At 65.5% G+C, this 23,316-nt stretch carries 20 protein-coding genes; 5 read left to right on the top strand and 15 right to left on the bottom strand.

Going from position 1 to position 23,316, the window contains the following annotated elements; translation table 11 throughout:
• Positions 1–28: 28 nt before the first annotated feature.
• The 14 genes from purF to leuC form a co-directional block, all read right to left on the bottom strand.
• Positions 29–1,549: an amidophosphoribosyltransferase gene (gene purF / locus GEV37_RS14615; RefSeq protein ID WP_227391007.1), complete on the bottom strand. Its 1,521-nt coding sequence runs from the start codon at positions 1,547–1,549 to the stop codon at positions 29–31.
• Between the two features lie 93 nt (positions 1,550–1,642).
• Positions 1,643–2,221: a CvpA family protein gene (locus tag GEV37_RS14610; protein ID WP_227391006.1), complete on the bottom strand. Its 579-nt coding sequence runs from the start codon at positions 2,219–2,221 to the stop codon at positions 1,643–1,645.
• A gap of 2 nt (positions 2,222–2,223) precedes the next feature.
• A complete protein-coding gene (locus tag GEV37_RS14605; RefSeq protein ID WP_227391005.1) occupies positions 2,224–2,883 on the bottom strand; it encodes an SPOR domain-containing protein in 660 nt (219 codons plus the stop codon).
• Between the two features lie 51 nt (positions 2,884–2,934).
• A complete protein-coding gene (folC, locus tag GEV37_RS14600) occupies positions 2,935–4,224 on the bottom strand; it encodes a bifunctional tetrahydrofolate synthase/dihydrofolate synthase (RefSeq protein ID WP_227391004.1) in 1,290 nt (429 codons plus the stop codon).
• Complete coding sequence (accD, locus tag GEV37_RS14595) at positions 4,217–5,209, bottom strand: acetyl-CoA carboxylase, carboxyltransferase subunit beta (RefSeq protein ID WP_227391003.1); 993 nt, start codon at positions 5,207–5,209, stop codon at positions 4,217–4,219. Before accD ends, folC begins: the two co-directional genes overlap by 8 nt.
• An 87-nt stretch (positions 5,210–5,296) precedes the next feature.
• Positions 5,297–6,100 carry a tryptophan synthase subunit alpha gene (gene trpA, locus GEV37_RS14590; protein WP_227391002.1) on the bottom strand — a complete coding sequence of 268 codons (804 nt, stop codon included), beginning with the start codon at positions 6,098–6,100 and terminating at the stop codon, positions 5,297–5,299.
• Between the two features lie 8 nt (positions 6,101–6,108).
• Positions 6,109–7,359, bottom strand: coding sequence for a tryptophan synthase subunit beta (gene trpB / locus GEV37_RS14585; protein ID WP_227391001.1), 1,251 nt, complete (start codon positions 7,357–7,359; stop codon positions 6,109–6,111).
• A gap of 70 nt (positions 7,360–7,429) precedes the next feature.
• A complete protein-coding gene (locus GEV37_RS14580) occupies positions 7,430–8,071 on the bottom strand; it encodes a phosphoribosylanthranilate isomerase (protein WP_338035135.1) in 642 nt (213 codons plus the stop codon).
• A gap of 69 nt (positions 8,072–8,140) precedes the next feature.
• On the bottom strand, positions 8,141–9,064 hold the full coding sequence (gene truA, locus GEV37_RS14575) for a tRNA pseudouridine(38-40) synthase TruA (RefSeq protein ID WP_227390999.1): 924 nt from the start codon (positions 9,062–9,064) through the stop codon (positions 8,141–8,143).
• A gap of 24 nt (positions 9,065–9,088) precedes the next feature.
• A complete protein-coding gene (locus tag GEV37_RS14570) occupies positions 9,089–10,906 on the bottom strand; it encodes a FimV/HubP family polar landmark protein (protein WP_227390998.1) in 1,818 nt (605 codons plus the stop codon).
• A gap of 179 nt (positions 10,907–11,085) precedes the next feature.
• A complete protein-coding gene (asd, locus tag GEV37_RS14565; RefSeq protein WP_227390997.1) occupies positions 11,086–12,198 on the bottom strand; it encodes an aspartate-semialdehyde dehydrogenase in 1,113 nt (370 codons plus the stop codon).
• A gap of 111 nt (positions 12,199–12,309) precedes the next feature.
• On the bottom strand, positions 12,310–13,392 hold the full coding sequence (leuB, locus tag GEV37_RS14560) for a 3-isopropylmalate dehydrogenase (RefSeq protein WP_227390996.1): 1,083 nt from the start codon (positions 13,390–13,392) through the stop codon (positions 12,310–12,312).
• Between the two features lie 29 nt (positions 13,393–13,421).
• Positions 13,422–14,069: a 3-isopropylmalate dehydratase small subunit gene (leuD, locus tag GEV37_RS14555; protein ID WP_227390995.1), complete on the bottom strand. Its 648-nt coding sequence runs from the start codon at positions 14,067–14,069 to the stop codon at positions 13,422–13,424.
• Position 14,070: 1 nt separating this feature from the next.
• Positions 14,071–15,522 (bottom strand): 3-isopropylmalate dehydratase large subunit, encoded by a 1,452-nt coding sequence (gene leuC / locus GEV37_RS14550; protein ID WP_227390994.1) that lies wholly within the window; start codon positions 15,520–15,522, stop codon positions 14,071–14,073.
• A 187-nt stretch (positions 15,523–15,709) separates the two neighbouring features.
• On the opposite strand from leuC, the gene GEV37_RS14545 reads away from it, so the two are divergent.
• From GEV37_RS14545 to GEV37_RS14525, 5 genes are all read left to right on the top strand, one after another.
• On the top strand, positions 15,710–16,600 hold the full coding sequence (locus tag GEV37_RS14545; RefSeq protein WP_227390993.1) for a LysR family transcriptional regulator: 891 nt from the start codon (positions 15,710–15,712) through the stop codon (positions 16,598–16,600).
• Between the two features lie 177 nt (positions 16,601–16,777).
• Positions 16,778–19,204 (top strand): poly-beta-1,6 N-acetyl-D-glucosamine export porin PgaA, encoded by a 2,427-nt coding sequence (gene pgaA / locus GEV37_RS14540; protein ID WP_227390992.1) that lies wholly within the window; start codon positions 16,778–16,780, stop codon positions 19,202–19,204.
• On the top strand, positions 19,204–21,156 hold the full coding sequence (gene pgaB, locus GEV37_RS14535; RefSeq protein WP_227390991.1) for a poly-beta-1,6-N-acetyl-D-glucosamine N-deacetylase PgaB: 1,953 nt from the start codon (positions 19,204–19,206) through the stop codon (positions 21,154–21,156). Before pgaA ends, pgaB begins: the two co-directional genes overlap by 1 nt.
• Positions 21,153–22,427, top strand: coding sequence for a poly-beta-1,6-N-acetyl-D-glucosamine synthase (gene pgaC, locus GEV37_RS14530; protein ID WP_227390990.1), 1,275 nt, complete (start codon positions 21,153–21,155; stop codon positions 22,425–22,427). Before pgaB ends, pgaC begins: the two co-directional genes overlap by 4 nt.
• Complete coding sequence (locus GEV37_RS14525) at positions 22,393–22,776, top strand: hypothetical protein (protein ID WP_227390989.1); 384 nt, start codon at positions 22,393–22,395, stop codon at positions 22,774–22,776. Before pgaC ends, GEV37_RS14525 begins: the two co-directional genes overlap by 35 nt.
• A 55-nt stretch (positions 22,777–22,831) precedes the next feature.
• Here the strand turns inward: GEV37_RS14525 and GEV37_RS14520 are convergent, their stop codons facing one another.
• Positions 22,832–23,257: a GFA family protein gene (locus GEV37_RS14520; RefSeq protein ID WP_227390988.1), complete on the bottom strand. Its 426-nt coding sequence runs from the start codon at positions 23,255–23,257 to the stop codon at positions 22,832–22,834.
• Between the last annotated feature and the right edge of the window lie 59 nt (positions 23,258–23,316).

Raw genomic sequence — 23,316 nt, 5'->3', positions numbered from 1 at the left:
TCATCCTTCCCGGAAAATCGCGTGGGTGTTAGTCGTCCAGGTCGTCGTCCTGGTTGTGCATGTCCACCAGCGCGTGATCACCCGCGCTCTTGTCCTTCGCTGCGTCGTTACGGCTAGCTTCGAGCACTGCAAGGTAGGCGTCGTCGATGTCGCCGGTGACGTAGTTACCGTCGAACACCGAACAGTCGAACTCCTTCATGTCCGGATTCACCTCGCGACAGGCCGCCTTCAGGTCCTCGAGATCCTGATAGAAAATGCGGTCGGCACCGATCATCTCACCGACCTCGGCCTCGGTGCGCCCGTGGGCGATCAGCTCGGATGCTACCGGCATGTCAATGCCGTAAACGTTGGGGTAGCGCACCGGCGGCGCGGCGGAGGCGAAGTAGACGTTCTGGGCGCCAGCGTCGCGAGCCATCTGGATGATCTGCTTGCAGGTGGTGCCGCGCACGATGGAGTCGTCCACCAGCAACACGTTCTTGCCACGAAACTCGACGTCGATGGCGTTGAGCTTCTGACGCACCGACTTCTTGCGCTGGGTCTGACCCGGCATGATGAAGGTACGCCCGATGTAGCGATTCTTCATGAACCCTTCGCGGTAGGTCACGCCCAGGTGCTGAGCCATCTCCAGCGCCGAGGTGCGCGAGGTATCGGGAATCGGGATGACCACATCGATGTCGTGATCCGGCCATTCGCTCAAGATTCGATCACCGAGCTTTCTGCCCATCTGCATGCGCGTACCGTAGACATAGGCGCCGTCGAGCAGCGAGTCAGGCCGCGCCAGGTAGACGTGCTCGAAGATGCACGAGTGCAACGTGGGCTTGTCGGCGCACACTTGAGTGGTGATACGCCCTTCCATGTCGACGAAGATCGCCTCGCCCGGGCCCAGATCACGCACGAGTTCGAAGCCGCCAACGTCGAGCGCGACGGATTCGGAGGCGATCATCACCTCCTGGCTGTCACCTTCCTGGCGGGTGCCGAACACCACCGGGCGAATGCCGTGAGGGTCGCGAAACGCCACCATGCCGAAGCCGTTGATGATCGCCACCGCCGCGTAGCCGCCCTTGCAGCGCCGATGGACCCGCCGCACGGCATCGAAGATGTCGCCGGGCTCGAGGTGCAGCCCCTGCTTGCCCAGCTCGTGGGCGAACACGTTGAGCAGCACTTCGGAATCGGAGCTGGTATTGATGTGGCGAAGGTCGGTGGAGAAGAGCTCCTGCTTCAGCTGCTCGGAGTTGGTCAGGTTGCCGTTGTGGGCAAGCGCGATGCCGTAGGGCGAGTTGACATAGAACGGCTGCGACTCGGCTTCGCTCGATGAGCCGGCGGTAGGGTAGCGCACGTGGCCGATGCCCAGGCGCCCCTTCAGGCGCGCCATGTGGCGGGTATGGAACACATCCCGTACCAGCCCGTTACTCTTGCGCAGCAGAAAGCGTCCCTCGCTCCAAGTCATCATGCCCGCGGCATCCTGCCCCCGGTGCTGAAGAACGGTCAGGGCGTCGTAGATACCCTGGTTCACCGCTTGCTTGGCCAGAAGGCCGACGATACCGCACATGCGTGTTACCTCGCTTTGCACCACGCCCGGGACAGCGAGCGCGGATGTTCGATCATGATGTAGCCGGCCCCACGCAGGGGGCGGGACCGGTAATTACGGCGCGGGGGCCGGTGAGCCGTTGGATGCGCCTGGCACGCTCAAACGAAGCTCGGGCAAACTAATGTCGCGCAGCGACTCGGGCGCCCGGGGCAGCTCGCGCTCCCATTGGTTAAGCTGGCTGACCGCCCAGTCTCTTAGTTCGATAAAGGTGGGACGCAGGCTCGCCTGCTGCCAGGCCTCGAGATCGGACAGCGGCGTCAGGGTGATCAGCACCGTCGCGACCAGCAGCACGACCACGCCGCGCGCCGCGCCGAAGGCAGCCCCGGCAAAACGGTTCAAGAGCCCCATGCCGACCCAGACGATCGCGGCGTGCACCAGGCGAATGACGATGCCGCACAGAAGGATCACTGCGAAGATGACCAGCGCGAAGGCCAGTACCAGGCGCGCATCGTAGCTGTCGATCAGCCCGCTCATGAGCTCCGCGACCGGGGCGGCCAGCACCCTCGCCACCATCAGCGCGATCACCCAGGCGGCCAGGCCCAGTGCTTCGCGCACGAAGCCGCGCAGAAACCCCGCCAGCATTGACAGCGCCAGCACCGCCAGAAAGAGTGCATCGATCCAGGTAAGCGCCATCGTCAATCCCGCACCCGCACCAGGAGCCCCTGAACGTTAGCACGCTGCTTGATCAGCGCCATGGCGGATTCACCCTCTTCCGAGGTGGCGTAGGGGCCGACATAGACCGATGTCAGGTTATTGTCCCGGGCGCGGCGAAAGGCAGTGAAACCCTGGCTTGCGAGCTGCTCGCTCAGTCGCTGGGCATTGGCCACGTCACCGAAGCTACCCACCTGTACGGCCCACTCGCCCTGCTCGGCGGTGGCCGGAGCACGGGTCGAGGACGCCTCGCTCTGATCGCTTCCCGAGGAACTGGCGGTATTCGAGGTAACCTCGTTGGAGGCGACCAGATCGGCGATCGGGTCGGGCGTGGCGGGGGCTTCGCTTGAGTTGGGCGAAGACGCTTCAACGCGATCGGTATCCGGCGAGACCGGCAGGGCTTCGATGCCGCTGGCGACGGCCGTGTCGCGAGACGGCTCCGGCGCGTCCTCCTCGATGCTGGCCGGACGTTGCGGTACGGGCACTTCCTGGCGGGTGACGCTGCCGGGCTGCTCGATGACGAACGTGGGCTGCGGGCGCTCTTCGCGGGGAGCCGGGTCACTCATCAACCACGGCACGAAGATGGCCAGCAGCGCAAGCAGGATCACGATACCGCTGATGCGCTCCGTCTTACCGTATTTCATATCGCTCTCCTTGAAGGCGTCAGGCCCGCCTGACGCTCAAACACCGCCGATTCACGCCTGGGGCAGCGTGAGCTCGAGCAGTGCAGCCACGGTCTTGAACGAGCCCATTGCCAGCACGCGATCGCGTTCGCCAAGCTCGGCCTCGATGGCATGCACGCCGGCCTCGGGCGAATCGGCCAGTGCACGCACCGTACCGCCCTTGGCCTCGATCCGCCGGCCAAGATCCGCGGCGCTGCGCCCGCGCTCGCCGTCGAGGCTCACGCATACCCAGTCGGTGACGCGGTCGAGCAGCGCATCGATCACCCCATCGGCATCCTTGTCCTCGAGCATGCCGATCAACGCCCACTGGCGGCCGCCTTCGGGCGGGGCCGGCAGTCGATTGGCCACGTAGCGCGCCGCGTGGGGGTTATGGCCCACGTCGAGGCACCACTGGCCGATCCACTGCATACGACCGGCGACGATCAGGCCGCGAAACGCCTGGGTAGTCAAGGCGGTATCGAAATCCAGCCCCACCAGCGCCAGCGCCTGCAGGGCCGTGGCGGCATTGTCGATCGGCAGCCCCGGATCCGGCAGCGCGTCGAGCGAAACGGTATCGCCCTCCGGCGTGAGCCCATGCCAGCACCAGGGCGTGGTGAGATCACCCGGCGCCTTGACGCCAGCGCTGTGCTTGAACCCGACACCCTGGGCGTAGATCGTGGACGCCATGGCGATCGCGGTGTCCGGCACGCTGACGGGAAGCGACGTGCTGCCCAGCACCGCCGGCTTGAGGGGGCGAAAGATGCCCGACTTCTCGCGACCGATCTGCTCGAGGTCGGTGCCGAGGTAGTCGGCGTGATCCAGCGCCACCGTGGTGACGATGCTCACGTCCGGCTCGATGATGTTGACCGCGTCCAGACGACCGCCCAGGCCGACCTCGAGAAGCGCAAGGTCAAGTTCCTCCTGGGAAAGACACCAAAGCGCACAGAGCGTTCCCGCCTCGAAGTAGGTAAGGCTGACCTCGGGCGCCCGGGTGCGCGCCTTCTCGACCTGCTCGAAGCCATCGATCAACTGCGCGTCGCTGGCTTGGCGGCCGTTGATGGTCACGCGCTCGTTGTAGCGCACCAGGTGCGGCGAGGAGTAGGTTCCCGCGCGCCAGCCGTGGGCGCGCGCGACGGCATCCATCATGGCAAGGGTGGAGCCCTTGCCGTTGGTGCCCGCCACCATGATGACGTGCTTGGCTACCGGGCGCTCGAGAAGCCCCATACGGTTGGCGACCTCGGTGACCCGGTCGAGGCCCATGTCGATGCCCACCGGGTGCAGGGTTTCCAGATGAGCAAGCCAATCGGCCAGGGAGTTAGGCATTGCGGCTGGATTCGTCGCTCGTGGCGCTGGAGGACGTCGCGTGCGCTTCGGCGTCGCTTGCGATCTGCTCCTCGTTCACCACCGGTTCCTGGATATCGGCGTCGAGGGCCTCGTCGCCATCGCCGAGCGGGTCCTGGTGGGTGAGCTTGCGCAGCACACCGCCGACCCGGGTACGCATGTCGTGGCGATGGACGATCATGTCAACGGTGCCGTGCTCGAGCAGGAACTCGCTGCGCTGGAAGCCTTCCGGCAGAGTCTCGCGCACGGTCTGCTCGATCACGCGCGGGCCGGCGAAGCCGATCAGCGCATTGGGCTCGGCGATGTTGAGATCCCCGAGCATCGCAAGCGACGCCGAAACGCCGCCAAAGACCGGGTCGGTCAACACCGAGATGTAGGGAATGCCGGCCTGCTTGAGCTTTTCGAGCGCCGCCGACGTCTTGGCCATCTGCATCAGGGAGAACAGCGCCTCCTGCATGCGCGCTCCGCCGGAAGCGCCGAAGCAGACCAGCGGAATCTCCTCTTCAAGCGCCAAGGTCGCGGCGCGCACGAACTTCTCGCCTACGACGGCGCCCATCGAGCCACCCATGAAGGTGAACTCGAAGGAGACGGCGACGATCGGCAGACCATCCAGGGTGCCGCGCATGGCGATCAGCGCATCCTTCTCGCCGGTCTCCTTCTGGGCCGCGCTCAGGCGATCCTTGTACTTCTTGGAGTCCTTGAACTTGAGCCGGTCGACGGGCTCGAGGTCTGCGGCGATCTCCTCACGCCCTTCCTTGTCGAGGAACCAGTCAAGGCGCTTGCGCGCGGTCAGGCGCAGGTGATGATCGCACTTGGGGCATACGCTTTGATGCTTCTCAAGCTCAGGCAGGTAAAGCACCGCCTCGCACTTGGGACATTTACGCCAGAGACCGTCGGGCACGCTGGCACGACGGTCCTTACGCTGGATACGCCCCATGGAAGGTACGATTTTATCTAACCAGCTCATATCAAAAAGGCTTCCGTAGTCGTCACGCCCGGCCATGCCAGGCTATGGGTGTCGTCGATCAAGATTCAGTCCAAGCGATGGAGGCCCTCAGGCGTCCATCGCGGTGCGCATCTCGCTCAGCACGCTCGCAAGCTCGCCGGCGATCACTTCCGGGGTATCGGCGTGTTCGGCGATACGGTTCACCAACGCACTGCCGACGATCACCCCATCGGCCACCTTGGCCACTTCAGCGGCAGTGATGCCGTCGCGGATGCCGAAGCCCACGCATAGAGGAAGGCGCGTCAGCTCGCGCAGTGGCGCGAGGTGCTCGGCGACGTCCTGGGCATTAAGGGTAGCGGCACCGGTGACGCCCTTGAGCGACACGTAGTAAAGGTACCCTTCACCATGGGCGCATATTGTAGCGGCTCGGCCCCGGGAAGTGGTAGGCGCAACGAGGAAAATTGCAGCCAAATCACGCTGTTTGAGAATAGGCCCGAACTCGTCGGCCTCCTCCGGGGGCATGTCCACCACCAGTACCCCGTCGACGCCCGCCTGCGCCGCCCGGTCGGCAAAGGCGGCGTAGCCGATCCGCTCGATGGGGTTCAGGTAGCCCATCAGCACCACCGGCGTGCGGGTATCGCTCTGGCGGAACTCGGCCACCATGTCCAGAAGATCCACCAGCCGCGTGCCCCTAGCCAGCGCCCGCTCGCAGGCCTTCTGGATCACCGGGCCGTCGGCCATCGGGTCGGAGAACGGCACGCCGAGCTCGATCACGTCGGCCCCGGCCTCGACCAAGGCATGCATGAAGCCCACGGTGTGCTCCGGGCCCGGATCTCCGGCGGTGATGTAGGGAATCAGGGCCTTGCGGCCCTGACGCTTGAGTTCGTCGAAGCGCTGATCGATACGATTCATGCTCACCCTCAAAACGTGATGCCGTCGATATCGGCAACGGTCATGATGTCCTTGTCGCCGCGCCCGGAGAGATTGACCACGATGTGCTGATCACGCCCCATGGTCGGCGCCAGCACCTTGGCATGGGCCAGGGCGTGGGCGGACTCGAGCGCCGGCATGATGCCCTCCATGCGGGTCAGCTCGCGAAACGCCTCGAGCACCTCCTTGTCATTGGCGGTGACGTACTCGACCCGCCCGACATCCTTCCACAGCGCATGCTCGGGCCCCACGCCCGGGTAGTCGAGCCCGGCGGAGATCGAGTGGGTGTCCGACACCTGCCCCGCCTCGTCGGACATCAAGTAGGTGCGGTTGCCGTGCAGCACGCCGCGCGGGGCATTGGAGGCCAGGGGTGCCGCGTGGCGGCCGGTCTCGACGCCATCGCCGCCGGCCTCGACGCCGTACATCGCCACACCCTCGTCCTCGACGAAGGGATAGAACAGCCCAATGGCGTTGGAGCCGCCGCCGACGCAGGCGACGAGCGCATCCGGCAGCCGCCCGATTTGCTCGAGCGACTGGCGGCGCGCCTCGCGCCCGGTCACGGCGTTGAAGTCGCGCACCAGCTGCGGGTACGGGTGCGGGCCGGCCACGGTGCCGATGATGTAGAAGGTGTCGTCGACGTTGGTCACCCAGTCCCTGAGCGCCTCGTTCATGGCGTCCTTGAGCGTGCGGGTACCGGATTCCACCGGAATGACGCGGGCGCCGAGCAGGTGCATGCGGTAGACGTTGAGCTTCTGGCGCTCGACGTCCTGAGCGCCCATGTAGATATCGCAGGAGAGCCCGAGGCGCGCCGCGACCGTGGCGGTGGCCACGCCGTGCTGGCCGGCTCCGGTCTCGGCGATGACGCGCGGCTTGCCGCTGCGCTTGGCGAGCAGCGCCTGGCCGATGGTGTTGTTCACCTTGTGGGCACCGGTGTGGTTGAGATCCTCGCGCTTGAGCCAGATCTGCGCGCCGCCGAGGGACTCGGACCAGCGCTTGGCATGGTAGAGCGGCGACGGGCGCCCCACGTAGTGGGCGAGATCGACGTCGAACTCGGCCTGAAAATCGGGGTCGTCACGCAGGCTGTGGTAGGTCTTTTCCAGATCCTCGAGCGCGAAGCTCAACGTCTCCGACACGAACCGACCACCGTAGGGCCCGAAATGTCCGCGCGCATCCGGTAGCCGGGTCAGATCGCTCAGGCCGGGCTTCGCGTTGGGGGTCTCCCCTTTTGCTGAGACACTCACAAAGGCACCTCTCAAGATCGCCAGCAGGCAAACAGTCGATGAACGTGGGCTTGAGCGTTCGCGCCGGACGCTACTCGGCGCCGCGATCGGCGAGCGCCACCTGGCGCGCGAACTCGCTCATGGCTTGGCGGGATTTGACCCCGGGCGAGGCCTCGATACCGCCGGAGACATCCAGCGCGTAGGGGGCGACCGCAGCGATCGCCCCGGCGGCGTTAGCCGGGCTCAATCCACCGGCGAGGATAACAGGTTTTGCCAGGGATGCGGGAATTCTCGACCAGTCGAAGACCTCCCCGGTGCCGCCGGGCACGCCGGGGCGATAGGCATCCAGCAGCAGCGCCTGGGCATCTGCGTAAGCGTCTGCGGCGGCCGCGAGATCGACTCCTTCGCGCATGCGCAGCGCCTTGATCCAGGGCTTGCCGAACTGGGCGCAGAACGCCGGCGTCTCGTCACCGTGAAACTGCAGCAGATCCAGGTGCGCCAGCGCCTGCTCGATCTCTTCGCACGGCTGATCGACGAACAGCCCCACCCGGGTAACGAAGGCCGGAACGCTCGATGCGAGCTTTGCCAGAGCTTGCGCCGTGATGGCTCGCTTGCTGTGGGGCCAGAGCACGAACCCCAGCGCATCCACCCCGAGGGTCACGGCGTGGTCGATATCCTCGGCTCGCGTGAGCCCGCAAAACTTGATGCGCGTGCGCATGGTGCTCCCTTGAATGACTGGATGGAATGACTGGATGGAATGACTGGATGGAATGGCTGAATGACGAAAGACCGCGCGATGTGCCTAGGGCCGAGGGTCCAGGGCATCGGCGAAGCTGAGCTTGCGCCGGGCGGCGATGCGCGCGTTGTCCGGCAGCGCCCGCTCGCCGCTCCACTCGCCGGTGAAGGCGAGCAGGTTCGGGCCCAGCGGCTCGCGCGGCAGTTCAAAGCGCTCGTCGTAGATCGAGTCGACGAAGTGCAGCCCGCAGGCCGGCGCGGTCACGTCGCCCTCGCGGCGGCTACGCTTGTCAAGCAGCTCCTTGATGTAGCTCTCGCTCCGAGCACCCCGGCCAACGCTCGCCAGGGCGCCTGCGATGTTGCGAATCATGTGATGCAGAAAGGCGTTGCCCTGGATGTCGATGACCACCAGCGGGCCAAAGCGATTGACCTCGCAAAAGTGCATCTGCCGCCAGGGCGACTTGGACTGGCAGCCCGCCGCCCGGAAGCTCGAGAAGTCGTGCTCGCCCACCAGCGCCTGGGCGGCGCGGTGCATCGCCGGCGCGTCGAGCGGGTCACGACACCAGGTGACGTTGTGGCGCTCCATCACCGGGCGACTCAGCTGGTTCAGGAAGATATAGCGGTAGCGCCGGGCGAGCGCCCCCAGGCGACTGTGGAAGTCGTCGGCGACCGGTTTGACCCAGCGAATGGCCAGGTCCCGCGGCAGGTTGCTGTTGGCGCCGAAGATCCAGGCCTTCTCGCTGCGCGCCGTCGGCGGGTCGAAGTGGATCACCTGACGGGTGGCGTGCACGCCGGAGTCGGTGCGTCCGCTGGCGTAGAGATGCACCGGGGCGCCGGCCACTCGGGCGAGCGCCTCTTCGAGTGCCCCCTGCACCGACGGGGCGTGCTTCAGGCGCTGAAAACCGCAAAACCGCGTGCCGTCGTACTCAACGCCCATCGCGAGCCGGCCGGTCAGCGGCGTCGTTTCGTCAAAGTGGTAGTAAAGCGTCATTCGCCACGTCTGCTGGAAAAAGGATCAGTTATTATCCCGGCGTCGCGGCTTAAATGCCACCTCCTCGATCTCCCACTCCGGCGAATCAGCAGGCGACGACGACGGCTCGTCGCGTTCGAGCGCCGGTGCCGCCGACGCATCGGTCTTGGCGTGTGCCGGGGGCTGGTAGTCGATGGTGTAATCGGCCGCGTCGCGGGCGGGCTTGGGCGCCAGGGGTTGCTCCGGCTCCTCGGCGATCGGTGCCGGTGGGGCATCCTCCTGCAACGCCATTGCCGTATCGGCCTCCTCGTCCCACCAGGCGGCGGTCTTGGCGGGCGCCTCCCGAGACGCCGGAGTGCGCTCTTCCAAGGCCAGGCGAGTCGCCTGCTCGCTTGCCGGCACGGACGCCTTTGGCGGCGTCGGTGCGGGGCGCTTCTCGACCGGCGCGGGCGGCGCGGCGCGGGCCGCGCTCGGCTCGCTCACCGGCGTGGATGCAGACGCTGGGCCGACCGCAGGCTCGGTGCGGGGCGGCGGCGCCTTGGCACTGGCGGGCGCAACGGGGGCCCTCGGCGTCTCGACCAGCGGCGCTGGCTCCCAGCGGCGCTCGCGGCGCTTGCGCGTGATCACCATGGTGGCCAGCAGCAGCGCCAGTGCCAGGCCGGCAAGCCATACCCACTGCTCGCGCAGCGTGGCCCAGAACCCGGGCGATGCCTGCTCGGCGGATGTCGCGCTGGGCAGCGCCGCAGGCTCGGCGAGCGCCAGCGTCTGAACGGCGGCGAGCGTCTCGCGCAGGCCGGCCATTTCCCGGCGCAGGGTGTCGATCTCCTCGGCCTGACGCGCCTGCTCGTCGCGCAGCGCCGCCAGCTCACGCTCGTCCGGCGCGGCCTGGGCCAGCGGCAGAGGCGACAGCGCCGAGAGCGGCGCCAGAAGCCCGGCCAGGCGTTCGATGCTCGAGCTATCCAGCGCAGAAACGGGCCCCTCGCGGCCCTCGGGCTCGCCTTCGCTAGCGACAGCGCTCTCCCCGCCGCCCGGTACCGATGGCTCGGTGAGCGCCACTGCCGCCTCCTGCGCCGGCTGCGATACGCCGGGCGCGGCCGCAACGGTGCGTTCCAGCGGCGCCGGCGGCGGGGCTCGGCGCGCGCGCAGGCTGCGCGCCGCCTCCTCCGGGCTCAGATTCAGCGCCTGTTCGCGGCTAGGCAGGCGTAGGCGCTGACCGACGCGCAGGTCATCGATGCTGCCGTTGGCAAAGGTCTGGGGGTTCGCCGCCACCAGCGCCGCGATCATCTGCTGGGCCTCGACGCCGGGCGCGCGAGTGCGCAGAGCGATGTTCCAGAGGGTATCTCCGGGAGCGACGGCAATCTCGTCCCCGGAGGTGGCTGACGCCGGCCGCGGTGGCGCTGTTTCAACCGGCGCCGGGCGAACGGGCTGCGGCGTGCGCGGTACGCTTGCGGCGGCGGGCGTGGCCGGCAGGTAGTCGACGGGGTCGAACAGCAGCGTGATCGCCTGAGTCTGGCGTCCGGCGGGCGTGGTGAGGGTGACCAGTACGTCGAGCCAGGGCGTATCGACGGGCAGGCCGCTGGTGAGCTGCAGGTAGGTGCGTCCGTTCTGGCGTACGGGGGTGATGTCGACGCCGCTCAAAAGCGGCGACCAGTCGAGGCCCAGCGCGCCAAAAGCGGACGGTTCGGCCACGCTTGCCCCGAGCGCCTCGACCGGGACGTCATCGGCATCGAGCAGGGCGACGCGCGCGTCGAGCGGCGCCGAGAGCGGCGACAGCACGGTGGTCTGCCCGAGCCCTACGGCAAGCGCAACGGGGCTCAGTAGCGTCAGTGAGAGCCAGGATGCCCTGGCAAGCGTCTTGTTCATCGAGGCCCCTTGCCTTCGTTTCCCGGGCCTTGGGTTCGCAGGCCCCTGGATCATGCTTTTTTACCATAGCCTACTCTGTTTTGGGGGGCCGAGTGTAGCGCTCTTCGCCCGGCGTCAACGAAAAGGGAGGCCGCTAGGGCCTCCCTCTTTGACGCGCCTGTCGCGAATGCGACGTGCGATCACTGCTCGCGCAGGATCTTGAGCATGCGCTTGAGCGGCTCTGCCGCGCCCCACAGGAGCTGATCGCCGACGCTGAAGGCGGAGAGATATTCGCCGCCCATGTTGAGCTTGCGCAGACGGCCGACCGGAATGTCCAGCGTGCCGGTCGCCGCCGTCGGGGTGAGCCCGGCGATGGTGGCTTCCTTGTCGTTGGGGATCAGCTTCACCCAGTCGTTGTGCTTGGCGATGCGCTCCTCGATCTCGTCGAGCGGCACATCCTGCTTGAGCTTGATGGTGAACGCCTGGCTGTGCGAGCGCATCGCGCCGATGCGCACGCACAGGCCGTCGATGGGCACCGGGTTGTCGCCAAGGCCGAGGATCTTGTTGGTCTCGACGAAGCCCTTCCACTCTTCGCGGCTCTGGCCGTTTTCGAGTTTGCTGTCGATCCAGGGGATCAGGCTGCCGGCCAAGGGTGCTGTAAAGTTCTCGGTCGGGAAATCGCCGGCGCGCATTCTGGCCGTGACCTGGCGGTCGATCTCGAGAATGGCGCTGGCGGGATTGGCGAGATCCGTCACCACACTATCTCGCAGATCGCCCATCTGACTGAGAAGCTCGCGCATGTGCTTGGCGCCGGAGCCGGAAGCCGCCTGGTAGGTCATGGAGGTCATCCACTCGACCATGTTGGCCTCGAAAAGCCCGCCCAGGCCCATCAGCATCAGGCTTACGGTGCAGTTGCCGCCCACGAAGGTCTTGGCACCACGGGCGAGTTGCGCATCGATAACGTGGCGGTTGACCGGGTCGAGCACGATGGTCGCCTCGTCTTCCATGCGCAGGGTGCTCGCCGCATCGATCCAGTAGCCGTTCCAGCCGCTCTGGCGCAGGTCCTTGTATACCTTCTTGGTGTAGTCGCCGCCCTGACAGGTGACGATGACATCCAGTGCCTTGAGGGCGTCGAGATCGAAGGCATCTTTCAGCGCCGGTACGTCCACGCCGATGTCGGGTCCCGGCTGACCCACCTGCGAGGTGGTGAAGAACACGGGTTCGATCCCCTTGAACTCACCGTCCTCCTGCAGGCGATCCATGAGCACCGAGCCCACCATGCCGCGCCATCCGACAAAACCGACTTTCAACATGTAACGTCCTCCGCTGGTACGTGTAAGAGTTGTAGGTCATTCACTATAACAAAAGACGCCGGCCGCTGCGTACAGCGGCCGGCGGTTCGGGCCCTGAGGTGTGCGCAGCGCTCAGCCGCGCTTGGCGAAGGCCTCAAGCACGGCGTCGCCCATCTCGACGGTAGAGGCGTGGACCTCGCCCGGCTGGGCGATGTCCGCGGTACGAAGCCCCTGGTCGAGCACGTCGCCCACGGCAGCCTCGATGCGCTCGGCAAGCGTCGGCTCGTCGAGCGAGTAGCGCAGCATCATGGCGACCGAGAGCATCATCGCCAAGGGGTTCGCCACGTTCTGGCCGGCGATGTCCGGGGCGCTGCCGTGGCAGGGTTCGTACATGCCCTGGCCGGATTCATTGAGTGACGCCGACGGCAGCATGCCGATGGAGCCGGTAAGCATGGCGGCGGCATCCGACAGGATGTCGCCGAACATGTTGCCGGTGACCACCACGTCGAACTGCTTGGGCGCACGCACCAGCTGCATGGCGGCGTTGTCGACGTACATGTGGGAAAGCTCGACGTCCGGGTACTCCGGCGCCAGGCGTTCCATCACTTCGCGCCACAGGATGGTGACCTCGAGCACGTTGGCCTTGTCTACCGAGCAAAGCTTGCCGCCGCGCTTTTGCGCCATCTCGAAGGCGACCCGACCGATGCGCTCGATCTCCGACTCCGAGTAGACGTAGGTATTGAAGCCCACCCGCTCGCCGTTTCGTTCCTCGATGCCGCGCGGCTGACCGAAGTAGATACCGCCGGTGAGTTCGCGCACGATCATGATATCGAGCCCGGCCACCAGCTCCGGCTTCAGGCTCGAGGCGCTGGCGAGCTGCGGGTACAAGAGCGCCGGGCGCAGGTTGCCGAACAGGCCGAGGTTCTTGCGCAGGCCGAGAAGCCCCTTTTCCGGACGCTTGGAGAGATCGTCGAGCTTGTCCCACTTCGGCCCGCCGACGGCGCCAAGCAGGATGGCATCGGCGGCCTTGGCTTTTTCCAGCGTCTCGGCGGGCAGCGGCTCGCCGAACGCATCAAACGCCGAGCCGCCGACCAGCGCCTCTTCCACCTCGATATCGAGCCCCGCGTTCTGGCAGGCCTCGAGCAGTCGGGCCGCCTGAGCGGCGATTTCCGGGCCAATGCCGTCACCGGGCAAAAGCAGTACTTTCTGGGTCATGCGAATTCCTTAAAAAGCGTCGGTGAACGTCAGGCACTCTGACGGAAAAGCCACGGGCGGGCCTGGCGGTGCTTCGCCTCGAAATCACGAATGGCATCCTCGTCCTGGAGCGTGATGCCAATGTCGTCGAGGCCCTCGAGCAGGCAGTGCTTGCGAAAGGCGTCTACCTCGAAGGTGAAGACGTCGCCGCCCGGGGTGGTGACGCGCTGGTTCTCGAGGTCAACGTCCAGGCGGTAGCCTTCACTGCTTTCGACTTCCTGGAACAGCTGGTCGACCTGCTCTTCGGCCAAGGTGATCAGCAGGATGCCGTTCTTGAAGGCGTTGTTGTAGAAGATGTCGGCGAAGCTCGGCGCGATCACCACACGAAAGCCGAAGTCGTCCAGCGCCCAAGGGGCGTGCTCGCGAGAGCTGCCGCAGCCGAAGTTGCGCCGGGCGAGCAACACCTGGGCGCCCTGGTAGCGCGGCTGGTTGAGCACGAAGCCGTCGTTGAGCGGGCGCTTCGAGCAGTCCTGGCCGGGCTGGCCTTCGTCGAGGTAGCGCAGCTCGTCGAACAGGTTCACCCCGAAGCCAGTGCGCTTGATCGATTTCAGAAACTGCTTGGGGATGATCAGGTCGGTGTCGACGTTGGCGCGATCCAGCGGCGCGACCAGACCTTCCAGGCGTTCGAACTTGTTCATATCAGGCCTCCTGGGCGTGAGTGGCGTCGTTGGCGGGCAACGTGCGCACGTCGACGAAATGGCCGGCGATCGCCGCGGCGGCGGCCATGGCTGGGCTCACCAGATGGGTGCGCCCGCCGTAGCCCTGACGGCCTTCGAAGTTGCGATTCGACGTCGAGGCGCAGTGCTCGCCGGCGCCGAGCTTGTCGGCGTTCATCGCCAGGCACATCGAGCAGCCCGGCTCGCGCCACTCGAAGCCCGCCTCGATGAAGATCCTGTCGAGCCCCTCGGCTTCCGCCTGGCGTTTCACGAGCCCCGAGCCCGGCACCACCATGGCGAGCTTGATCGAGTCCGCCACCTTGTTGCCCTTGGCCACTTTAGCGGCCTCGCGCAGATCCTCGATGCGCGAGTTGGTGCAGGAGCCGATGAACACCTTGTCGAGCTTGATGTCGGTGATCTTCTGGTTCGCCTGCAGGCCCATGTACTCCAGCGCCCGGGTGTGGCTGCGCTTGACAGTTTCGTCCACCGCGGCCAACGGGTCCGGCACCTGGCCTGAAATGCCGGTGACCATCTCGGGGCTGGTGCCCCAGCTCACCTGGGGCTCGATCTCTTCGGCTTTCAGCGTGACGACCTTGTCGAAGGCCGCGTCACTGTCCGAGACCAGCGCGCGCCAGTCGGCCACCGCGGCGTCCCACTGCTCGGCGGTGGGCGCGAAGGGGCGCTCGGCGAGGTACTCGATGGTGGTGTCGTCGACGCCAATCAGGCCCACCCGGGCGCCGGCTTCGATCGCCATGTTGCACACCGTCATGCGCCCTTCCATGGAGAGCGAGGCAATGGCGCTGCCGGCGAACTCGATGGCGTAGCCGGTGCCGCCGGCGGTGCCGATCTCGCCGATGATCGCCAGCACCACGTCCTTGGCAGTCACGCCGAGACCCAGTTCGCCTTCCACCCGCACCTGCATGTTCTTCATCTTCTGGGCCAGCAAGCACTGGGTCGCCAGCACGTGCTCGACTTCCGACGTGCCGATGCCGTGGGCCAGTGCCGCGAAAGCGCCGTGGGTGGCGGTGTGGGAGTCGCCGCACACCACGGTCATGCCGGGAAGCGTGGCGCCCTGCTCCGGGCCCACCACGTGGACGATACCCTGGCGCGGGTCGTTGATCTTGAACTCTTCGATGCCGTACTCAAGGCAGTTGTCGTCAAGTGTCTGCACCTGGATCAAGGAGACCGGGTCCTCGATACCGCTATTGCCGGCAGCGCGCTCCTTGAGCGTGGTCGGCACGTTGTGATCCGGCGTGGCCAGGTTGGCATCCAACCGCCACGGTTTGCGCCCGGCCAGGCGCAGGCCCTCGAACGCCTGAGGTGAGGTCACTTCGTGCAGCAGCTGGCGATCGATGTAGATCAGCGCAGTGCCGTCGTCGCGCTGTTTGACCAGGTGCTGGTTCCAGAGTTTGTCGTACAGGGTTTGACCTGACATCGTGCTCTCCCGGGCGGTTGCCCTGCTGGTTCGGTCCGGTGCGTCAATTTTATTGCATTCCGCCTCTCGGGGCGGTAGATGGCGACCAGTGTCACGCGGCTCGCACATAAAAGCAATTCATGTTATTCATGGATTGGATTCCATACTGGAATACCTGCCCAAGCGCTTTTCAGTCAGGAGATCGCGGATGGATACCCAGAGCCTGCAGGCTTTTCTGGCCGTAGCCGATACCCAAAGCTTTTCCCGCGCTGCCGAGCGACTCCACCTGACCCAGCCGGCGGTGAGCAAGCGCATCGCCACCCTCGAAACCCAGCTCACAACACGGCTTTTCGATCGTATCGGGCGGCGCATCGCGCTGACCGAGGCGGGCCATTTGCTGCGCCCGCAGGCAGTGCGCATTCTCGAGGCGATGGAGGATAGCCGCCGGGCGCTGGCCAACCTGTCGGGCCAGGTGGGCGGCAGGTTGACGCTTGCCACCAGTCATCACATCGGCCTTCATCGCCTGCCACCGATTCTCAAGCGCTATACCCGGGCCCACCCGGACGTGGCGCTGGATTTGCGCTTTCTGGATTCGGAGCTCGCCTACCAAAGCGTGCTCGACGGTCAGGTGGAGATCGCGGTGGTGACCCTTTCACCCACGCCGCTGACAGCGCTTTCGGCAATGGAGCTATGGCGCGACCGGCTGTGTTTCGTCTGCGCTGCGGATCACCCCCTCGCCCACCTGCCGGCGCCGCTGTCGCTCGACACGCTGTGTGCCTTCGACTGCGTATTGCCGGGGTTTCAGACCTTCACCCACGCGCTGATCCAGCGCCGCTTCGAGCAGGCGGGCCTGGCGCTTCAGGTGTCCGTCGCCACCAACTACCTCGAGACGCTGAAGATGCTGTGCAGCGTCGGCCTCGGCTGGAGCGTGCTGCCCCAAGGCATGGTGGAGGGTGAGCTGGTCGAGCTCGAAGTCGCCACTTCCCGCCTCGAGCGCCCGCTGGGCTATCTGGTACATACCCGCCGCACGCTCTCCAATGCCGCGCTCGAGCTGATCGACGCGTTAGAAAGTCAAGGCCAGGCGCCGAAAGCAAGATGAGAAATGTCATGCGCTTTCTCTAGGTCGGGCGTAGCAAGCGGGCGTGATATGGGCTGGGCCTCACTGGCCATCAGGTTCACGTTTTAGGCTAGTTTTACATTTCAGATACTCCTATACACTGAAAGTTACACTTAATTACAAAAGTGTTACTTCATCGCCCTGTGTAGGACACTCATCATGCATGATCGCCTTCGCCCTTTCTGGCCCTTGAGCCTGCTCGCAAGCCTGATGGCAGGAGCGGCCCAGGCCCAGAGCAGTACGGACGTGACCCGCGAATCGCTGGTACGCGAAGCGCGCCAGGGGGCGCTTCCTGAGGCCATCGCGGGCCTCGAGCGCCTTTACGCCCAGACCGGCGACGAGCGTGTGCGGGCGGATCTGATCGCGCTGCTGGTGCGTGCCGAGCGCTACCAGCAAGCGCTCAATGTCTGCACCGGCTGCCGAGTCGAACAGTACCAGGTCGGCGAACTCGAGACGCTAGCGAGCGCGGCGAGAAGCATCCAGGCCTTCGATCAGGCGCTTGTCTACTACCAGGCGCTCGCGCGGCGCGACCCGGAGGCCACCCAGGCTCTGCTCGGCCAGGCGCTCGTCTACACCGACCAGCAGCGCTATACCGAAGCCGGTATCGCGTTAGAGCGCTACGAGCGCCTTGCGGGCAGCACCACCCAGGGGCTCGAGGCGCGCGGCTATCTCGCCTCCCAGACCCAGAACCCGGTACAGGAGCTCGCCGCCCGCCAGGCGCTGGTCGAGCGCAATATCGACAACACCGGCGAGCTCCAGGCGGTCTACCGCCTGGCGGTGGGGCTCGGCGCCAGCAGCGCCGCGCGTGAGCTGATGCTCGCACACCCGGACACCTTCGCGGCCAGCGACCGGCTGTGGCTCGCCTACTACGAGGCGGTGACCGATATTCGCCTGGGCATTCATACCGACCAGCCGGACCGCACGGCAAGCGGGCTGGCCCAGCTCGATTCAGTGCTGGCCGCGCCGGGCCTGCCCGACGAGCTCGAAGCCCGCGCCGAGTACGACAAGGTGGTGGCCCTCTCGGAGCTGCGCCGCTTCAGCGAGGCCGAGGCGCTGTCGATGCGACTCGAGCTTCAGCATGGTGCCCTGCCCGACTACGTGCTGCGCGCCCGCGCCCTGGCGCTGAACGGGCTGGGACGCCCGGATGAAGCCGCCACCCTCTACCGCGAGCTGATCCGCCGCTCACCGCAGATGGCCGTGGACCCGGACGACCCGCTCAACGAAGGGCTCTTCTACAGCTATACCGACGCCCAGCGCTTCAAGGAGGCCGACCGGCTGCTGCAGAGCTGGCTTGCCAAGGAGCCGGAGTACCGCTGGGACTTCACCCGCACCGTTCAAATCAACAACACCAACTACCAGAAGATTCTCATGCTCGATGTCCTCCTGACCGCCTGGCGCGGACAGATGGACGAGGCCAGCGAGCGGCTGGCGAGCTACCAGGCCCAGGCGCCGGGCGAGCCGTATCTTTGGGTCACCAAGGGCGACCTGGAGCGCGACCGGGGCTGGCCACGCGAAGCCGAAACCTCTTATCAGATGGCCGAAACCCTGCTGCCGCCGGACCAGCGCTACCAGGCCGAGCACGGGGTGCTTCTGGCGCGCCTGCAGCGCGGCCAGTGGGAAGGCACCACGACCGAGATCGCCCGCGAAATAAGCGAAGCGCGCCCCAGCGCCTCCCGTGACGAGCTGGCCCGGGAGTGGCGTGAAGCCCGGGCGCCGCAGCTGAGCGCCACCTTCACGCGCGGCCGCAGCGACGGCACGAGCACCCAGGCATCGCAAGAGTGGCGCTCGCAAGTGCGCCTGGATGGACCGCGCGACGCCCGTGGCTCGCTCCCCTTCGTCGAGCAGATCAACCAGTACGGCGAGTTCGACGACCGAGAGCTTCGCGCCGGCTACACCGTGGCAGGCTACGAGATCAACCTGTACCCGGCGACCGTGGTGGTCGCGGCAGGCACCGGCGCGCAGCTGGGCCGCGACTTTCTCGCCCGGGCGGACATTCGCTACGCCATCAATGATCAGCTCAGCGCGACGCTGGGCGTCGACATCAACAGCGTGGATACGCCGCTGCGCGCGCTCGACGACGGCGTCAGCGCCGACCGCTACCGCGCCGAGCTCGCCTTTCGCCGCGACGAGCGCGGCACCGGCGCGCTCGGCGTATCGGCGATGGACTTCAGCGATGACAACCTGCGCCGCGCCGCCTACGGCTACTGGCGTGAGACGCTCTATCACCTGGATCGCTGGCAGATCGACGCTGAAGTACAGGCGAGCGCCTCGCTCAACGACGACGTGACGGCGAGCTACTTCAACCCGGAGCGCGACGCGAATCTCGCCGGGGTACTGTCGGTGAACTACGAGATTCCGCTGGATTACCGCCAGTCGTTCATCCAAACGCTGACGATCGGCTCCGGGCGCTACTGGCAGGAGAATTTCGATGACGAGAATACCTGGTCGATCGGCTACGGCCACCGCTTCGAGCTCGCGCCACGCTTCGAGCTCGAATACGGCATCACCCGGGAGCGCGCGGTCTACGATGGCGTTCCTGAGTACGACAACACCCTGAGTGCAGGTATCGTATGGAGATTTCAGTAATGGACTGGCGACGATTCATCGCAGGCGTGGTGATCTTGCTGGCGAGCCTGCCGGCCCTGGCGCAGCGCGCCCCGAACGACTTCGTGGTGATCAGCTACCACGACGTGGTGGACGCCCAGGTCACACCGGATAGAACGCTCTATTCCCAGACCATCACGCGCACGCGGCTGGTGGAGCATTTCAACCTCATCGAAGCGGAGGGCTATCAGCCGGTCAGCTTCCAGCAGATCCTCGATGCCCGAGAAGGCCGCGCGCCGCTGCCGGACAAGGCGGTGCTCTTGACCTTCGACGACGGCTACCAAAGCTTCTACGACATCGTCTTTCCGCTTTTGAAGCTCTACGACTTTCCTGCCGTGCAGGCGGTGGTGGGCAGCTGGCTCGACGTGCCCGCCGGCGGCCAAGTGCCCTACGGGGCCACCACCCTGCCCCGCGAGCAGTTCTTGAGCTGGGCGCAGGTGCGCGAGCTCGACGACTCCCCGCTGGTCGAGATCGCCTCGCACTCCTTTGATCTACACCACGGGGTGCTGGGCAACCCGCAGGGCAACGAGCAGGGCGCGGCGGTGACCAGCATCTGGAGCCGCCAGGGCGGCTACGAGTCCGAAGCCGGGTACCTGGCGCGCATTCGCGCCGACATGGCGCGCACCCGCGCGCAGTTCGACGAGCACCTGGGCCGCGCGCCGCGCCTGATGGTATGGCCTTACGGGGCGTACAGTCAGGCCACCCTCGACCTTGCCGCCGAGGTCGGCATGCGCTACACCTTCAGCCTTTTGAGCTCGCCCAACCGCGAAGGCGACTCGCTCGACAGCATCCACCGCTACCTGATCGATCAGGAGACCAGCCTGCAGACGATCGACGAGATCCTCGCCAACCGCGTGTGGGAGAACGAGGCGCTGCGCATCGTCCACGTGGACCTCGACTACGTCTATGACCCGGACCCGGTCCAGCAGGAGCAGAACCTCGACCGACTGATCCAGCGCATCTACAGCTACGGCGTTTCCACGGTCTACCTGCAGGCCTTCGCCGACCCGGAAGGCGACGGCGTGGCCAACGCCCTCTACTTCCCCAACCGCCACCTGCCGATGCGCGCGGACCTGTTCAATCGCGTGGCCTGGCAGCTCAAGAAGCGCGCCGGAGTGAAGGTCTACGCCTGGATGCCGGTGCTCTCCTTCAACCTGGGCGAGGGTCACTCCTACGTCATCAACGACCGCACCGGCGGCGAGGCGCCGGAGCTCTACCGCCGCCTCTCCCCCTTCGACGCCGACAACCGCCGGCTCATCAACGAGATTTACCAGGATCTCGGTCGCATGACCAAGTTCGACGGCGTGCTGTTCCACGACGACGCCTTCCTGACCGATCACGAGGATGCCGGCACCGAGGCGCTCAGGGCCTACGCCAACGCCGGCCTGCCCGGTAGCCTCGATGCGCTACAGAGTGAGGCCTCGATTGCGCGCTGGACCGACTACAAGGAGCGTTTTCTGGCGGACTTCACCCAAGAGCTGCTCGCCTCGGCCAACTATTACCGCCAGTCGGACAACAAGGAATTCACCAGTTCGCGCAACCTTTACGCGGTCACGATCATGAACCCGGAAAGCCAGCAGTGGTTCTCGCAAAGCGCGACCGGCTTCGCCCGCGCCTACGATTTTGTCGCGGTGATGGCCATGCCCTACATGGAAAGGGCCGATACCGATCCCGACGGCTGGCTAAGAACGCTCGCGCGGCGCGCGCTTGCAAGTGTCAGCGCCGAGCAGCTGGTGTTCGAGCTGCAGACCCAGGACTGGCGTACCCAGACGCCGATCCCGAGCGAGGAGATCGCTGGCTGGGTGCGCCTGCTCAAGGAGGAAGGCATTCGCCACATCGGCTACTACCCGGACGACTTTCTGCAGAATCACCCGGAGATCGACGTGATCCGCCCGCACTTTTCTATTGGCCAACGCTTCAGGGCGCTCCCATGAACCTGCTCGACTCCCTGGCCGTCTTCACGCTGAGCTACCCAAGCGTCATGGCCACCATCTGGATATGCGGTGGCGTCTACTTCTACCTTCACTGGGAGCGCAAGCAACCGCGCACCACCACCTTTCAGTGGCAGGCCGGTGCGCCGTCGGTTTCGGTGCTGCTGCCCTGCTACAACGAAGGGCTCAACGTTGATGAAACCGTGCAGCACCTGTTCAGGCAGAACTACCCCGACATGGAGGTAGTGGCGATCAACGACGGCAGTCGCGATGACACTCTGGCGAGGCTCACCGCCCTGGCAGCGATCCACCCGCGCCTGACAGTGCTCGACCAGCCCAACCAGGGCAAGGCGAGCGCCATGAACCACGGTCTGAGCTGCGCTCGCGGCGAGATCATCGTGGGCATCGACGGCGACGCAATCCTCGATTACGACGCGGTGGGCTTCATGGTCAGCCACTTTCTGAGCAGCCCCCGGGTGAGCGGCGTGACCGGCAATCCCCGGGTGCGTACCCGCTCGACGGCGATCGGCAAGATCCAGACCGGCGAGTTCTCGGCGATCATCGGGCTGATCAAGCGCGCCCAGCGCATCTACGGCATGGTGTTCACCATTTCCGGGGTGATCTGCGCCTTTCGCCGCCAGGCGCTGGAAGAGATCGGCGGCTGGAGCACCGACATGATCACCGAGGATATCGACGTCAGTTGGCGCCTGCAGCTGGCTGGCGGCCAGGTGCGCTACGAGCCGCGGGCCATGTGCTGGGTCTTGATGCCCGAGACCCTGCGCGGGCTCTACAAGCAGCGCCTGCGCTGGGCCCAAGGGGGTGGCGAGGTGTTTTTGCGCTACTTCACCCAGACCATGCGTTGGCGAAACCGCCGCTTCTGGGTCTTGATGCTCGAATACATCGTCAGCGTGATCTGGTGCTACTCGGTACTGGTGCTGATGCTTTGCTGGCTTGTCACGACGTTACTCTCACCCTGGAGCTTTCCGATCACCGCCGGGATGCTGTCGTATTTCGGCAGCCTTCTGGTGTTCATCAGCTTCATCCAGTTCTCGGTGAGCTTCTACATCGATAGCCGCTACGACCGCGAGATTCTCAAATGCGTGTACTGGAGCATCTGGTACCCCTTCGCCTACTGGCTGCTCAACATGACCACCGTGATCGTCGCCTTTCCCAAGGCAATGCGTCGTCAAAATGGCCGGCTCGCCACCTGGCAGAGCCCCGACCGAGGAGAGATGTTCCATGAGCAACAAGCTGACTCACGTGATCATCGATAATGCCTGCCGCAAAGGCTGGCAGTACCGCGCCCGCGACGGTGTCATGGCGCTGGTCACCCTGGCCCTGTGGCTGATGGTACTGTCGCGGCTGCATGCCTTCTACGCGGTGGAGGACGCCATCCTCGCGCAGCTCATGCACTCGACCATGCTCCAGCTGCTGGTCGCGGGGTTCATCGTCACCTTCCTGACGTTTCACGCCTGGGCGATCTACAATCGCTATCTCTATGTGAGCATGTTGAAGAACCTTGCCATCGAAACACCGGTACTCGAACACCAGGTCCCTTTCGAGCACGAGCAGTTTGGCCTTGCCCAGCGCATTAAAGTGCCTGCTCCACCCAAGCGACAGTAACATTGCTCGATAAAATCCCGAATCGCCTGACCAGAAACCTTGAAGTTCTTCCGCCTCACGAACCCTGTGAGTGCTTCGCGAACAGCTCCTCGCCGGTAAGGTTTTCGGTCTTTTCGGAAAACGAGTAGTAAGCAGGTTTTTGCTCGATGAACACCTGCTGGGTGAACGACCAAGCGGTACTGCCCTCGAACAGCCCCACGGGTACAGCGCAGTAACTCAGATCTTTCAAGCGAAAGAAGAGATGAGTGCCGCACTGTCTGCAAAATCCGCGTTCCGCCCACTCGGAGGAGCCGAAAAGCACTATGTATTGCTGACCTTCGAAACTCAGGTTGCGATTACACTCCACGACCATCATCGGGCCGCCTCCCCATCGGCGACACATCTGACAGTGGCACGCATCGACATGCAGAGAGGTTGGGATGGCCGTTAGACGCACGGCGCCACACAGGCACTGTCCGCGTAGCTCGGATCGAGTGGTCATGTTTATCTCCTTTCTCCAAGGGTCAGTGACACCGTTGTACCCTACCCTTTTCTACCTCT

Origin of the sequence: Vreelandella malpeensis (assembly GCF_020622355.1) — a bacterium.
Classification (GTDB): Bacteria; Pseudomonadota; Gammaproteobacteria; order Pseudomonadales; family Halomonadaceae; genus Vreelandella; species Vreelandella malpeensis.
Note: the sequence above shows the minus strand (reverse complement) of the source record. Positions and strands in the feature narration are given on the sequence as shown.